The organism is Pseudomonas sp. LTGT-11-2Z, assembly GCF_003691445.1.
In the GTDB taxonomy this organism is placed as follows: domain Bacteria; phylum Pseudomonadota; class Gammaproteobacteria; order Pseudomonadales; family Pseudomonadaceae; genus Aquipseudomonas; species Aquipseudomonas monteilii.
On the sequence record NZ_CP033104.1, the window covers coordinates 4,648,044 to 4,663,584 of the forward strand.

9 protein-coding genes and 1 pseudogene are annotated in these 15,541 nt (G+C 59.3%); 5 read left to right on the forward strand and 5 right to left on the reverse strand.

Annotated features, from left to right (window positions below; genetic code table 11):
• Window positions 1-82: 82 nt before the first annotated feature.
• The 3 genes and pseudogenes from D8767_RS29765 to D8767_RS21910 form a co-directional block, all read right to left on the reverse strand.
• Window positions 83-964 (reverse strand): methyl-accepting chemotaxis protein, encoded by an 882-nt coding sequence (locus tag D8767_RS29765; protein WP_371059047.1) that lies wholly within the window; start codon window positions 962-964, stop codon window positions 83-85.
• A 27-nt stretch (window positions 965-991) separates the two neighbouring features.
• Window positions 992-2,023, reverse strand: a pseudogene (locus D8767_RS29770) (methyl-accepting chemotaxis protein); the annotation flags it as partial.
• Between the two features lie 252 nt (window positions 2,024-2,275).
• Complete coding sequence (locus tag D8767_RS21910; RefSeq protein ID WP_016715057.1) at window positions 2,276-3,037, reverse strand: SDR family oxidoreductase; 762 nt, start codon at window positions 3,035-3,037, stop codon at window positions 2,276-2,278.
• Window positions 3,038-3,213: 176 nt separating this feature from the next.
• On the opposite strand from D8767_RS21910, the gene D8767_RS21915 reads away from it, so the two are divergent.
• On the forward strand, window positions 3,214-4,215 hold the full coding sequence (locus tag D8767_RS21915; protein WP_016715056.1) for an NADP-dependent oxidoreductase: 1,002 nt from the start codon (window positions 3,214-3,216) through the stop codon (window positions 4,213-4,215).
• A gap of 99 nt (window positions 4,216-4,314) precedes the next feature.
• On the opposite strand, the gene pyrF is transcribed toward D8767_RS21915, so the two are convergent.
• Complete coding sequence (gene pyrF, locus D8767_RS21920; protein ID WP_016715055.1) at window positions 4,315-5,016, reverse strand: orotidine-5'-phosphate decarboxylase; 702 nt, start codon at window positions 5,014-5,016, stop codon at window positions 4,315-4,317.
• 179 nt (window positions 5,017-5,195) lie between these two features.
• Here pyrF and D8767_RS21925 point away from each other — a divergent pair, with 179 nt between their 5' ends.
• Window positions 5,196-5,363, forward strand: coding sequence for a DUF2897 family protein (locus tag D8767_RS21925; protein ID WP_016715054.1), 168 nt, complete (start codon window positions 5,196-5,198; stop codon window positions 5,361-5,363).
• 225 nt (window positions 5,364-5,588) lie between these two features.
• Here D8767_RS21925 and D8767_RS21930 read toward each other — a convergent pair whose 3' ends face one another.
• Window positions 5,589-5,924: a ComEA family DNA-binding protein gene (locus D8767_RS21930; protein ID WP_016715053.1), complete on the reverse strand. Its 336-nt coding sequence runs from the start codon at window positions 5,922-5,924 to the stop codon at window positions 5,589-5,591.
• A 689-nt stretch (window positions 5,925-6,613) separates the two neighbouring features.
• Between D8767_RS21930 and wecB the strand changes: the two genes are divergently transcribed.
• The 3 genes from wecB to D8767_RS21945 are packed head-to-tail and all read left to right on the forward strand — an operon-like array spanning window position 6,614 to window position 15,484.
• Window positions 6,614-7,756 (forward strand): non-hydrolyzing UDP-N-acetylglucosamine 2-epimerase, encoded by a 1,143-nt coding sequence (gene wecB, locus D8767_RS21935; protein WP_016715052.1) that lies wholly within the window; start codon window positions 6,614-6,616, stop codon window positions 7,754-7,756.
• On the forward strand, window positions 7,753-9,015 hold the full coding sequence (wecC, locus tag D8767_RS21940) for a UDP-N-acetyl-D-mannosamine dehydrogenase (protein WP_016715051.1): 1,263 nt from the start codon (window positions 7,753-7,755) through the stop codon (window positions 9,013-9,015). Before wecB ends, wecC begins: the two co-directional genes overlap by 4 nt.
• A gap of 13 nt (window positions 9,016-9,028) precedes the next feature.
• Window positions 9,029-15,484 (forward strand): glycosyltransferase, encoded by a 6,456-nt coding sequence (locus tag D8767_RS21945; protein WP_016715050.1) that lies wholly within the window; start codon window positions 9,029-9,031, stop codon window positions 15,482-15,484.
• Window positions 15,485-15,541 lie beyond the last annotated feature (57 nt).

The window sequence follows — 15,541 nt, forward strand, 5'->3', positions numbered from 1 at the left end:
GGTAGATTGGCGTTAGGGTTGAGATCGAGCGCCGCGCGGGCGGCGCTCGATTTCAGAACCAACAAAAATCCCAAGACCAACACTACAACCTGAAATGCCCCACCATCCCCTTCAAATCCGTGCCCAACTGCGCCAGCTCCACACTGGACCTGGCATTGTCCTGCATCGCCAACGCCGCCTGATCCGCGCTGCCGCGAATCTGCGTCACGCTACGGCTGATTTCTTCCGCCACCGAACTCTGCTGCTCGGCCGCTGCGGCGATCTGCTGGTTCATCTGCTGAATCAACGAAACCGCCGATGCAATGCTGCCCAGCGCGCTCTCGGTCTGTAGCGCATCTGCCACCGCCAGGCGCACCAGTTCGGTACTGCCGCGAATCTGCGCCACCGACTGCTGGGCGTTGCCACGCAGGCTGGCGACCAGTGTCTCGATCTGCTCGGTAGACTGCCGGGTACGCCGCGCCAACGCGCGCACTTCATCGGCCACCACGGCAAAACCACGCCCCTGCTCACCCGCACGGGCGGCCTCGATGGCAGCATTGAGCGCCAGCAGGTTGGTCTGCTCGGCCACGCTCTTGATCACTTCCAGCACATCGCCAATGGTGTGAATTTCGGCACTGAGGCTGTCGATACCGGCACTGGCCGTTTCTGCCGCAGACGCCAGCTGCTCGATGCGCTGCATGCTCTGGCGCACCACTTGTTGCCCCGACTCGACCTTGTCGTCCGCAGCCTGTGCCGCCTGCGCCGCTTCCTCGGCATTGCGTGCCACATCGTGCACGGTGGCGGTCATCTGCTGCATGGCGGTGGCCACCTGTTCGGTTTCCTCTTTCTGGCTGCCCACCTCGCGGTTGGTCTGCTCGGTCACTGCCGACAACGCCTGGGCATTGCCCGCCAGTTGTTCGATACCTTGCTGCAAGCCACTGACAATACCCGACAGGCCCGCCGCCATCTGCTGCATGGCCTGCATCAGTTGCCCCACTTCGTCGCGACGTGGCACCTGGACGTCGAACGACAACTCGCCAGCGGCAATGCGCTGGGCGCGGGCGATCACATGCTTTAGCGGGCCGACGACCGCACGGGTAATCAGCCAGGCTGCCAGCAAGCCGACAACCAGCGCCAATGCCGTGGCCAGGCCAATAGCTATGGCATTGCGCTGCAGCTCGCCCTGCAGCACCTGCTCCTGGCTCAGATAGGCCTGGTCGACCCGGCCGGTGACTTGCTCGGCGCTGGCTTGCAACTGGGCTTTGAGCCCCTGCTCACGGGCCAGCTGGTCGGTGTATTCGTTGAGTTTTTCCGAGAAGCTGCCAATGTGCCCTGCCACCTCGCCCAATACACTCTGGTAGCCGGCATCACTGACCGTACCCTGCAACTGGCCTACCAGGCTGGCGGCTTCCACCGTCTGGGCAATACGTTCCTGGCTTACGCCATCTTCACCCTTACGGCTTTTTTCCAGGCGTACCCGCGCTTCGTCCATGGCCTGCAACATCAGCCGTGACACCTGCGCCACCTGCGCAGCCTGCTCCAGAAACTCGCCGCCCTGCTGGCCCTGGGACTGTTTGAGGGTGTAGACACCGTCATCGGCCAGGCCGGCCTGCAGCACATCGAGGTTATTGGCCACGCTGGACACCGACCAGCTGGCCATGTCCAGTGCCAGCTCCTTGGCCTGCACGGCCTCCACAAAGGCCTCGAAAGCCTGGCCGTAGGCTGTCAGGTCGCTTTGCGCCGCCGCCAGCGACGGCAAGCCACGGGCGCGCTCGGCAAGGCCCTGGAGGCCGTTGCGCAAAGCCTCGGCCTGCTGGATGTCGGAGCGCAAGGCAAACGCCTGCTCGTGCTGGCGCAAGCGCAGCAGGTCGGTATTGAACTGCGCCAACTGGCGCAAACTGTCGAAGCGCTGGCCAACGCTGTGCAAGGCAGCAATGCCGATGGCCGCCACTGCCAGGGTAAGTACCAGCACCAGGGCAAAGCCCAAGCCGAGTTTGCGGGCCATGCCCAGGTTGGCCAGCACACCGTGCTTGCTCGCGCCCATCGCCGACTCCCCTTCTGCGTGTAAGGTTATCCCGAGGGCCAAGGGTGGCAACGTTGCCAACCGATGAACAAGGGCCTGGCGTCAGAATAGTGTCAAATAGCTATGAGCGTGTCGTTTTCAGCTTGGCAGAGGTCGCCCTGCATGCCAGAGGAAAGCCTGAACGCGGGAATCCTGCCCGTAAGCGACATTGATACGCAGCCAGGCTGCTGGCCTCGCCGTGGTAATCAACGGCGCTGCCAGGCACAGATCGGCTCAGATCGCCGTCGCCCCACCATCCACTGTCAGGCAATGCCCGGTGGTAAACGCCGCGCCGTCGCTGCACAGGTACAACACGGCGCTGGCAATTTCCTCGACCTTGCCGATCCGTCCCACCGGGTGCATGGCGGCGGCGAACTCGGCCTTGCGCGGGTCAGCCTCGTAGGCACGGCGGAACATGTCGGTGTCGATCACTGCCGGGCAAACGGCGTTCACGCGGATGCCCTTCTTCGCGTACTCGATGGCCGCCGACTTGGTCAGGCCAATCACCGCATGCTTGCTGGCACTGTAGATGCTCATCTTCGGCGCCGCCCCCAATCCCGCCACCGAAGCGGTATTGACGATTACCCCACCGCCCTGGGCCAGCAACAAGGGCAGCTGGTATTTCATGCACAACCACACGCCCTTCACGTTCACGCCCATGATGGCATCGAACTCGGCCTCGCTACCCTCGGCCAGGCGGTTTTGCTCTATCTCGATGCCGGCATTGTTGTAGGCGTAGTCCAGCCGGCCGTAAGCGGCAATCAGCCGCTCATGCAACTGACGCACCTCGGCGTCGCGGGTAACGTCGCAGGCAATGAACAGCCCGTCGCCGCCCGCCGCGTGGATCAGCGCCACGGTGGCTTCCCCGCCAACCGGGTCGAGGTCGGCTACCACCACTTTCAGGCCCTCGCGGGCGAAAGCCAGGGCAGTTGCCCGGCCGATACCGGCGGCGGCGCCGGTAACCAGGGCCACCTGGCCAGAAAAGGTCATGCTCATCGCGTGCTCCTGTGAGGGTTGGCTGGGATGCAGAGCATAGTCAGCCACGTCAGGGCCGGGCAGCATCATCACACCAACGGTTGGGCTACCATGCTTGTCAGTGATGTTACGGACCTACCTACATCAACAAGGTAGATTGAACGCCTGACTCCCTCCACAGCCCACAAGGACCCGCCATGACCCAGACCAACCGCCGTTTTCTGCTCGCCAAACGCCCGGTCGGCGCCGTGCGCCGCGATGACTTCACCTTCGAGAGCGTACCCACCGAACAACCCGGCGAAGGCCAGGTACTGGTGCGCAACCTGTACCTCTCACTGGACCCGGCCATGCGCGGCTGGATGAACGAAGGCAAGTCTTACATCCCGCCTGTGGCCCTGGGCCAGGTGATGCGTGCACTGGGCGTGGGTGAAGTGGTCGCCTCCAATCACCCCGCCTTCAAGCCTGGCGACCATGTAAGCGGCGCCCTTGGCGTGCAGGACTACTTCACTGGCGAACCCCAGGGCCTGCACAAGATCGACCCCAACCTGGCGCCCCTGCCCCGCTACCTGTCGGCACTGGGCATGACCGGCATGACTGCCTATTTCGCCCTGCTGGACGTCGGCCAGCCCAAGGCCGGCGACACCGTGGTCATTTCCGGCGCGGCCGGTGCGGTGGGCAGCATTGTCGGGCAGATCGCCAAGGTCAAAGGCTGCCGTGTGGTCGGTATTGCCGGCGGCGCCCAGAAATGCCAGTACCTGAAGGACGAACTGGGCTTCGACGGGGTGATCGACTACAAAGCCGAAGACGTGCTGGCCGGCCTGAAGCGTGAATGCCCCAAAGGTGTGGACGTGTACTTCGACAACGTGGGCGGCGACATCCTCGATGCCGTGCTGACCCGCATCAACTACAAGGCCCGTATCGTGATTTGCGGCGCCATCAGCCAGTACAACAACAAAGAGGCCGTCAAAGGCCCGGCCAACTACCTGTCGCTGCTGGTGAACCGTGCGCGCATGGAAGGCTTTGTTGTGATGGATTACAGCAAGGACTACGGCAAGGCGGCGCTGGAGATTGCCGGGTGGCTGGCCAGTGGGCAGGTGAAGAGCAAGGAGGATGTGGTGGAGGGGCTGGAGACGTTCCCCGAGACACTGTTGAAGCTGTTCAGTGGGGAGAATTTCGGGAAGCTGGTGTTAAAGGTTTAACCCTCATCAAGCCCGCAGGGCTCCTTGCGGGACTGTGAGTCGGTAGAAATGCAAAAGGCCAGCACGATCGTGCTGGCCTTTTGCATTAACGCAGGCTATTCACCCACGAATCTCCGCCACCACCGCAGCCAGCGCTTTCGCCGGGTCTGCCGCTTGGCTGATCGGCCGGCCGATCACCAGGTAATCAGACCCTGCATCCAGCGCCTGACGCGGGGTGAGGATACGGCGCTGGTCATCCTGCGCACTGCCTGCTGGGCGAATACCCGGGGTCACCAGTTGCAACGACGGGTGCGCAGCCTTCAGCGCCGGGGCCTCCAGCGCCGAGCACACCAAACCGTCCATGCCAGCCTTCTGCGCCAATGCCGCCAGGCGCAGCACCTGCTCTTGCGGGTCGATATCCAGGCCGATACCGGCCAGGTCTTCACGCTCCATGCTGGTCAGCACGGTCACGCCAATCAGCAATGGCTGTGGGCCGCTGCGCTTGGCCAGTTCTTCACGGCAGGCGGCCATCATGCGCAGGCCACCGGAGCAATGCACGTTCACCATCCATACACCCATCTCGGCGGCTGCCTTGACCGCCATGGCGGTGGTGTTGGGAATGTCGTGGAACTTGAGGTCCAGGAACACTTCGAAGCCCTTGTCGCACAGGGTTTCGACAATGCCCGAAGCGCTGCTGGTGAACAGCTCCTTGCCAACCTTTACCCGGCACAGCGCAGGGTCAAGCTGGTCAGCCAGCTTCAGGGCGGCCTCACGGGTAGGGAAATCCAGGGCGACGATCAGGGGCGTCTGGCAGGCGGACATGGGCAGGGTCTCTTGGCAAGTCGAAAACGGCGCGCATTGTAAACGAAGTGACGCAGGCTTTGGGGCCCGCGGGTCACGGAATTGGCCCGGCGGCGGCTGGCTCCTATAATTGAACCAATGGAACGGGCTACTGCTCAAATTTCGTACAAGCAATGCTCCCCCGTTTAAGGAGAACGACAATGCCCTGGTATGCCTGGCTGATCCTCATCATAGCCCTCGGCTCCATCGTCGGTGGGCTGATGATGCTGCGCGACACGGCAAAAAAACTGCCCCTGACCGAAGAACAATTGCGCAAGGTGCATGAGCGCAATGCCGAAGCGGATGCGAAGGATGCGCACGACCGATAAAAAGGATAAAGCAACGGGTTGAAAACCATGACGACGGGCAGTTTTTTGACGCTTACGAAAACAATGGCTAAACCATTGTTTTATTGAATTTTTATTACTATTAGCCTTACCCCCTCAACATACAAAGCCGCCCCCACATAAATCACCCCCATTCAACAATGAACGCGGTGACTGCAGGAGCGGCCTTGAGCTTCGATGGGCTGCAAAGCAGCCCTTGCCGCCCCCTTACTCCACCATCACCTTATCCCGATTGCGCTCCAGCAACGCATTCCCGATCCCTTTTATCTCCAGCAGCTCATCCACCGAAGCGAACGGCCCGTTGGCCTCACGGTAGGCCACGATGGCCTCGGCCTTGGCCTTCCCGATGCCGTTCAGCTCCTTCTGCAAGGTCAGTGCATCAGCCTTGTTCAGGTCCAGCCGTGGCGCCTCTTGCGCCTGCATCTGGGCCACAACCGGCACCGGCTCTGGCACCGCCGTGGCACTGGCAGGTGCCGCGCTAAGGGAGAACGACAGGCTGGCGAACAGCGGCAGCAGCAGGTACGACAGAACGTTATTACGCATGAGTAAAGACTCCTTGGGTTGGTCATTTTCCAGCAGCCGTTTTCCTTCGGCTGCGCAATCAACCCTAGCGGTTCTGCCATTTTGCAAACAGGCACTTGCCCTGGTTAATCGTTACCGAATCAAACATTAAAAAAACCAACTAAGACCACCCAAAAATGATGGCGTTTAGCCATGCTTCGAGTTAACTTCATGAAAAAAAAGCGATGGCAAATCGCCGCTAGGTAAATTCTCGTTTAACTTGGCTTTCATTCAGACCAAAAGTTGTTGTTTTTCCTACAAGCCTTGCTGGACAAGGCTCCCACCCGTTCGTCGCATACGATAGTTATATCGACTTCGTTGGCATGATGTCTGTATAGCATCAAACAATCGTTTTATCCGATATATATAACCAAAATCGGATCCAATTTTTAGATTTATATGGGAAAATTCGCTCGATCAGGGGAAAAAAACGTGCCAGACGGGATGCCATATTGATGACAAAATGATAAATTCGCGGCGATAGGACAACCGCTTCGCTTGAAGGATCCGAGCAGAATGAATTTTTTTTCACCTCTCCCCACTGGCCCTGCCCGATTTCTGTCGTGCCGTGCCAGCTAGGCCCACCCCTCGGCCGACCTGAGCAACACCCGGATCCTCGCGTTTAGCAGTCGTTCCAACCGCCTTCACTCAATACACAGAAGACCGTCGCCGTGTCCCTCAAGACCCTCATCGTATTTGGCACCCGCCCAGAAGCCATCAAAATGGCACCGCTGGCCCTCAACCTTGCCCAGGACGACCGTTTCGAGTCGCGCGTCTGCGTAACCGGCCAGCACCGCCAGATGCTTGACCAGGTACTGGAGCTGTTCGAGATCACGCCCGACTACGACTTGAACATCATGAAGCCAGGCCAGGACCTGACCGACGTGACCATTGCCATTCTGCAGGGCCTGAAGCCTGTGCTGACCGAGTTCAAGCCCGACGTGGTGCTGGTGCACGGCGACACCGCTACAACGCTGGCCACCAGCCTGGCCGCCTACTACCAGCAGATTCCGATCGCCCACGTGGAAGCAGGCCTGCGCACCGGCAACCTGTACTCGCCATGGCCGGAAGAAGGCAACCGCCGCCTGACCGGCGCCCTGGCCGCCCTGCACTTCGCACCAACCTCCACCTCGCAGGACAACCTGCTGCGTGAAGGCACTGACGCCGCGACCATCTACACCACCGGCAACACGGTGATCGACGCGCTGCTGGAAGTCGTCCGCAAGCTGGAAAGCCCGGCCCTGAAAAACCAGTTCGAAGCCCAGTTCAGTTTCCTGAACCCTGAACGCCGCATGGTGCTGGTCACTGGCCACCGCCGTGAAAACTTTGGTGGCGGCTTCGAGCGTATCTGCCAGGCGCTGGTAGACACCGCGCGTCAATTCCCTGACGTGGATATCGTCTACCCGGTGCATCTCAACCCGAACGTGCGCGAACCGGTGAACCGCCTGCTGGCCGACGTCAACAACATCCACCTGATCGAACCGCTGGACTACCTGCCGTTCGTGTACCTGATGACCCGCTCGTACCTGATCCTCACCGACTCCGGCGGCATCCAGGAAGAAGCCCCTGCCCTGGGCAAGCCGGTACTGGTCATGCGTGACACCACCGAGCGCCCGGAAGCCGTGGCTGCCGGCACCGTCAAGCTGGTGGGTACCGATGTGGAATCGATCACCGAGAACCTGGCAAAACTGCTCACCGACGATGCGACCTACCGCGAGATGAGCTTCGCCCACAACCCCTACGGCGATGGAAAAGCGTGCGCGCGAATCCTCGACGCACTTTCCGCATTCTCTAACTCCAAGGACGCAGCATGAGCTTCAACAAGATTTCCGTCGTAGGCCTGGGCTACATCGGCCTGCCAACCGCCGCCGTTTTCGCCGCCCGCAAAAAGCACGTGATCGGTATCGATGTGAACCAGCACGCGGTCGACACTATCAACCGTGGCGAAATCCACATCGTCGAGCCTGAGCTGGACATGGTGGTTCACGCTGCCGTAACCGAAGGCTACCTGCGCGCCTCCACCGTGCCAGAAGCTGCCGACGCCTTCCTGATCGCCGTGCCGACCCCGTTCATGGATGACCACCAGCCGGACCTGAGCTACATCGAGTCCGCCAGCAAGGCCATCGCGCCCGTGCTGAAAAAAGGCGACCTGGTCATCCTGGAGTCCACCTCCCCGGTCGGCGCCACCGAGCAGATGGCCTTCTGGCTGGCACAAGCCCGCCCGGACCTGAGCTTCCCGCAAACCCACGGCGAAGCCTCCGACATCCGCATTGCCCACTGCCCTGAGCGCGTACTGCCAGGCCACGTGCTGCGCGAGCTGGTAGAAAACGACCGCATCATCGGCGGCATGACCAAGAAGTGCTCGGAAGCGGCCGTACGCCTGTACCGCACCTTCGTTGAAGGCGAGTGCATCGTCACCAATGCCCGCACTGCCGAAATGTGCAAGCTGACCGAAAACAGCTTCCGTGACGTAAACATTGCCTTCGCCAACGAGCTGTCGATCATCTGCGACAAGTTGGACATCGACGTGTGGGAGCTGATTCGCCTGGCCAACCACCACCCACGCGTCAACATTCTGCAGCCTGGCCCGGGTGTTGGCGGCCACTGCATCGCGGTAGACCCATGGTTCATCGTCAGCCAGACCCCAGAGCAGGCTCGCTTGATCCGCACTGCCCGAGTGGTCAACGACAGCAAACCTGAGTGGGTGATCGACAAGGTCAAGATGGCCCTGGCCAACTTCCTGATCAAAAACCCGGGCAAGTCGGCCCAGCAAGTGAAAATCGCCTGCTACGGCCTGGCCTTCAAAGCCGACATCGACGACCTGCGCGAAAGCCCGGCCCTGAGCATCGCCGAGCGCCTGGGTAACGAGCTGGAAGCCACCCTGCAACTGGTCGAGCCGAACATCGAAGCCCTGCCGCAGCGCCTGGCGCGCCACGAGCACGTGGAATTCGACTTTGCCCAGGACAGCGCCGACATCCACGTGCTGCTGGTGAAGCACCGCGAATTCCGCAGCACCTTCAACGTACGCGACGCGGCCTTTGTGATCGACGCCGCTGGCGTTACCCAGGCCTGATGGACCCAACCGCATGAACAACCCCACGCTTGAGAAACCTACCGTGAACACAGAGCTGCCTTCACCTTTGGCCGATATTCATGATCGCGTGATGGAAGCCTATTACGGCAAGCTGGGGGATCAGTTCATGCGCGAAACGCAGTCCCGCATCCACTGGATCTGCGCCCAGGTCAAAGGGCGCCGGATCCTGGATGTGGGCTGCTCGCAGGGCATCGTGCCCCTGCTGCTGGCACGTGAGGGTTGCCAGGTCACCGGTGTGGACACCAGCCCGCAGGCCATCGAAGAGGCCAAGGGTTACCTGTCTGCGGAGCCTGCCCACATCCAGCAAAACGTCACGTATATCAATTCAGACTTCCTCGCGCTGGATACGCTCGAGGTTGAACCGGACACCGTTGTCATCAGCGAAGTGCTCGAACACCTGGTACGCCCGGAGCTGTTCGTCGAAAAGGCCTACGACCTGCTCAAGCAGGGTGGCCGGCTGGTGATCACCGTACCGTTCGGGGTCAATGACTTCATTGACCACAAGCACACGTTCTACCTGATGGAACCGTTCCGGCTGCTGGCCGAGCATTTGCAGATCATCGAAGTGAAGATGCTTGGCAAGTGGCTGGGGATTGTGGCCGTCAAGAACGAAGCGCATAAGCCGGGGACCATCGACTCGCTGACTGTTGATCGAGTACGCGAGCTCGAAAAGGCATTTGAGTCTATTGAGCGCACCTTGCGCGAGAATTTGGGGTCGATAGGCGCCCGGCTGGCAGATGCAAACAAGAAGTACCGCAGCGCCACTGAGCAGATTGCTCAACTGAGGCCTGAAGCGCAGAAAGCTGAAGCGCTCGCCAAGCAACTGCAAACGCGTGACACGGATATTGCGACGTTGCAGCAGGCCAACCGCGAAATTCTCGATGCCAAGGCAAAGCGGGTGCAAGAACTTGAGGAGATCAAGGAGCGCCTGGACGACGCCAACAGAAAGTATCGTCTGGCCACTGAACAGCTCTCCCTGCTGAAGCCTGAAGCTCAGAAGGTCGAGGCTCTGACTCGCCAGCTTCAAGATCGCGACGCGCATATCATCTCTCTAGAGCAAACGAACCAGGAAGCTCTCGAAGCCAGCGCCCGTAGCATCCAGGAACTGAACGCAGAGCTGGATTCGCTCAAGTCCCAACTGGGTGAGGCCAATGAAAAATGCCTCGCGACTGCAGAACAGTATGCCCAGCTGCAACAACAGATCGCAGTGCTTGAAGAAGCTCAGGGACAACGGGATCAAGAACTGGACTCGCTGCAGCAGTCACTGCTTTCTCTGGAAGAGCAATTGTTGGCCACAGACCAGCAACGGGCGGCCGCAGAAGCGCTGGCAGCCAACGAGTCGACAAAGATTGAAGCATTGCAGGCTCAACACGACGCACTGGAAAGCCAGCTTCTGCAGGTGACCGAGCTTCAAGCCAAAGGCCAGGCTGACAATGCGGCACTGAACGAAACCGTATCAAGCCTTCAAAAGCAGCGTAACGAGCTGGAAAGCCAGCTTGAAGTGCTATCTGAACAGCTTGTCCAGGCTCAGCAGCTCAACGATGGTCACATAGAAACCATTACGATGCTCCGAGCGCAGCAGGCTGCCTTGCAAGCCAAACTGGAAAATCAGCGACAAGCTGCAGATGAACTGCAGTCGCAGGCCGAACAGACCAATGCAGGCCATGTAGACACCATCACTGCTCTGCGCGCGCAGCAGGCCGCGCTGCAGGCTGCCCTCGAAAACCAGCAGCAGGCTTTAGCCAGTACCCAGGCCAAAGCAGATGAGTCGAATGCAGCACATGAGAGCACTATTGCAGCCCTGCAGGCACAACAAGTAGAGCTGCAAGCCGAATTAGAACGTCGAGCTGAACTGCAGACTCACGCTGAACAGACGAACACCGGCCATATAGAAACAATCACTGCCCTGCGCGCGCACCAAGCAGCTTTGGAAGCTGAACTGGAAGGCCAGGCACAGGCAATGACTGAACTGCGCGAACAAGCCGGGCTAGCCGATACAGCCCGCCTGGAAACCATTTCGTCACTGCAATCCCGTGTCGAAGAACTGGATGCGTTGTTAGGCACCGCTGTCGAGTCAAGAGACAAGACGCTCGAAGCCAACACGGATCACATCAATACCATTGCAAGCTTGCGCGAACTCCAAACGGCGATGGGGACCGCGCTAGAGAATCAGAAACAGGCATTGAGCATCCTGCAATCCGAGAGCAGCCAGGATATTGCCGAGAAAGACGAATGCATCGCCACGCTACGCAAGCGCCAAGCGGAACTGGAAGCCGAACTTGAAAGCGAGTTGGAGTATATGAACGAATTGCAGGCCCAAACCCAGCGGGCCGACGCTGCGCAGGCCGAAACCATTGCCCTGTTGAAAGCACGTCAAGCTGAACTGGAAGCCGATCTGGGTAATCAGCGCCAAGCGATGAAGCAGGCTTATGCAGCCCAGGCGGAAACAGTAACTGCTCTGCAAAACCGCCAGACTGAACTGGAAAGTCAGTTGCTGGAAATGAGCGAAATACAAGCACGTGGCGAGCGCGAGCATGCCGCCCAGGCGAACACCATCAATACACTGGTGGAACTGCGCAATGGCTTTGAAGAGCAAGTGCATGCACTGACCCTGGCCAATAAGCAGGCGCAAGAAGCGCAGGCTGAACAAGCTGAAACGATCGCCTCGCTGAATCAGGCCAAGGACGCACTGGTCGAACAATTGATGCTCGAAACCGCCAGCCGTCAGGCAGCTGAAGCGAGCCTGGCAGCCACCAATGAGCAGTGGCAAGGCCTGCGGATGCAACTGGAGAACGAGCTCAACTCCTCGAAAGCAGGCCTGGGCGCGGCCAACTTGAAGTACCGCACAGTCAGCACAGAGCAGATCCCTCAACTGAAAGCCAATCTCAATCAGTTGTTGGAGCGTAGCGCCGCGCAGCAGCGCAAGATCGACGAGCTCAATGCCAATCTGGAGCGAGCCAATACGCAGCGCCATCTGGCAGAGCAACGCCTGGTCAAAACCCGCACCAGCATGACCTACCAGTTGGGCTATCAGATCAAGAACAGCGCCAACTCGCTGGGCGGGCTGGTCAGACTGCCTGTGCGCCTGCTGCGCCTGTACCGCAAGGCCAACCAGCAACGCCAGCAGAATGAACAGAAGCGCATCGCCAACGAACCAATGAAGGCCCTGCTGCCTCCTGCGCCGGTCATTCAGGATGAGAACTACCTGAAATTGCCTGAAGCCCTGCCGACCAGCGAGCAGAGCCGCTCTATCCTGCTGCGCCAAGCCGACCAACCTGCAAGCCGCCTGAAAGTGGCATGTGTAATGGATGAGTTCACCTTCGGCTCCTACCGCTACGAATGTGACCTGATGCAACTCACACCTGCCAACTGGAAAGCAGAGCTGGAAGGTTTCCGTCCTGAGCTGCTGTTCATCGAGTCTGCCTGGCGTGGCAAGGATGAGCTGTGGGGGAGCAAAGTTGGCCACAACAGCCAAGAGCTGCAGGACATCCTGAACTGGTGCCGTCAGAACAAGGTACCCACCGTATTCTGGAACAAGGAAGACCCGGTTCACTTCGAAACCTTCCTGACCACCGCCAAGCAGTTCGACCACGTGTTCACCACTGACATCGACTGCATTCACCGCTATAAAGGTGCGCTCGGTCACGACCGTGTTTACCTGCTGCCGTTCGCTTGCCAGCCAGCGCTGCACAACCCGATCGAGCTGTACGAGCGCAAAGACGCATTCTGCTTCGCCGGCGCCTACTACGCCCGCTACCCTGAGCGTACCCGCGACCTGGGCAACTTCGTATGCGAACTGCCTAAGTTCCGTCCGCTGGAAATTTTCGACCGCAACTTCGGCAAGAACGACGCCAACTACCAGTTCCCCGAGGAATACCAGCCGTACATCGTTGGCACTCTGCCCTTCGAAAAAATCGACACGGCTTACAAAGGCTATCGCTACGCGATCAACCTAAACTCGATCAAGCAGTCGCAATCGATGTTCGCGCGTCGAGTGTTCGAGTTGCTGGGCTGCAACACCATCACCGTCAGCAACTTCTCCCGAGGTGTACGCCTGTTGTTCGGTGACCTGGTCGTCACCACCGACAATGGCGAAGAAATGCTGCGCCGCCTGCAGCTGCTGGCCGAAGACCCACTCAACAGTGACAAGTTGAAGCTCGCCGCCCTGCGTAAAGTGATGCAAGAGCACACCTACACCCAGCGCCTGGAATACGTGCTCAGCAAAGTCACTGGCACCGTGAAGGCTCAGCGCCTGCCGGAAATCGTGGTCGTTGGCGAAGCACAAGATCGTAAGCAGTTCGACATGCTGCGTGCCCACCTGAACCGTCAGACCTACAGCCAAGTGCGCATGGTCATCATCACCGATGCTTACCAGAGCAGCATCGTGAGTGACGACCCACGCATTCTGGTGCTCAAGCCTGCCCAGTTGAAGAAAACCAGCCTTGGCGAGCTGGTCGGCAATACACCTTGGGTTGCCGGCTTTGTACCAGGAGACTACTACGGCCCTAATTACCTGCTGGACCTGGCGCTGGCTACCCGCTACAGCCAGGCGCAGGTTATTGGTAAAGCAGCCCACTTCACCTGCAATGGGCAAAATGCACAATTGCAATCGAATGGATTGGCGTACCGCCCGGCTCAATCGTTAAGCGCACGCCGCTCGCTGGTAGCCACCGAGATCGTTGCCGGCCAACCGCTGCGCAGCTGGTTGAAGAGCCTGCCATCGCTGCAATACACCCACGAGCAAGGCTTGGCCATCGACCCGTTCAACTACTGCGAAAATGGGGCAGCACAGCACGAAGCTATCAGCGCCAAGGTGGACGACCTGGAGCTGAACCTTGGCATGACCATTGACCAGCTCCAGGCTCGCGCACAGGCCATCGCTCCCTTGGAAGACAAGCATGACTCTCCGGAGATCAGTGGTCGCGAGCTGGCTGAGATGTTCGGTGCCAAGCACAGCAAGTTCCTGAACCTGTCGGTCGACGTCGATAACTGGCGTGTCAGTTCCACGCTGGCAGACGGTAAGCATGAATATGTGTATGCCCTCAAAGAGGTCAGCCTGGACCAACTAAATCTCGAGGACCGCCAGCTCAAGCTGTACCTCGACTGCACGCCCGGCCTGAACCTGCAATTGGTCGTGCTGTTCCTTGATGCTGAAAAGCAGCGGATCAGCCATGTGATGCAGCATGCCAACCGCAACCAAACCTCCGAAGTACCACCAGAAGCCGCCTTCGTGCGCTTTGGTCTGCGGGCCTACGCGGCTGGCAGTAGCGAGATCAAGGCGCTGGTGCTTGGCCACCGCGACCTGCAACCTTCGGAGATGCTGGGCCGCTCGAAACACCTGGTCGTTACCAACCACTACCCGGCTTATGCTGACCTGTATCGCAACGGCTTTGTACACAGCCGAGTGATGGCTTATAAGGAACAAAACCTGAATGTGGACATCTTCCGCCTGCGCAAGAACGAGGCTGTCAGCTATCACGAGTTCCAGAACGTAGACGTGGTAACCGGTTGCCAGTCCACCCTGAACAAGATGCTCGAGAGTGGTCAGTACAAGAGCGTACTGGTGCACTTCCTGGACCCGGAAATGTGGGAAGTGCTCAAGCGCTTCACGCACATGGTCAAAGTAGTGGTTTGGGTACACGGTGCAGAAGTACAGCCTTGGTGGCGTCGCGAGTACAACTACTCGGATGAGAGCCAGTTGGCGGTGGCGAAAGTCGAAAGCGAAAAACGCATGGCGTTCTGGCGCGAGACGCTGAGCAACATGCCAGCCAATCTGAAGCTCGTCTTCGTATCCCGGTACTTTGCCGAAGAAGTGATGGAGGACGTGGGCTTCCGGATTCCGGAAGACCGCTACGAGATCATCCATAACCCGATTGATACGGAAACCTTCTCGTACCAGCAAAAGCCGGAAGAACAGCGCATGAAGCTACTGTCCATCCGCCCTTATGCATCGGCCAAATACGCTAACGACCTGAGTGTTCGGGCGATTGAGTTGCTGGCGGAGAAACCGTACTTCAAGAACCTTGAGTTCCGCATGATCGGTGATGGCGTACTGTTCGAGGAAACCCTCGCCCCGCTGCGCAAATACAGCAACGTGACAATTGAGCGCGGCTTCCTCAAGCATCAAGAAATTGCCGCACTGCACAAACAGTACGGCCTGTTCCTCTGCCCTACACGCATGGACGCCCAAGGCGTATCTCGTGACGAGGCGATGGCTTCCGGCCTGATCGCTGTGACAAACGCTGTTACAGCGATCCCAGAGTTTGTCGATGACGAGTGTGGGATTCTGGCTGCCGGCGATGACGCCCAAGGAATGGCTGACGGAATCGCGCGAGTGATCGAGTCACCGGAACTGTTCAGCAAGATGTCCGCTGCTGCGCGTGTGCGTGTTGAAAAACAGACCGCCAAGCATTCAATCATTACCCGTGAAATCGAGCTGATTCGATAAGGATGACCGCGCAGCCAAATTAACAGCTGGCACCTCTGACTGCGCGGCAGCACGCCT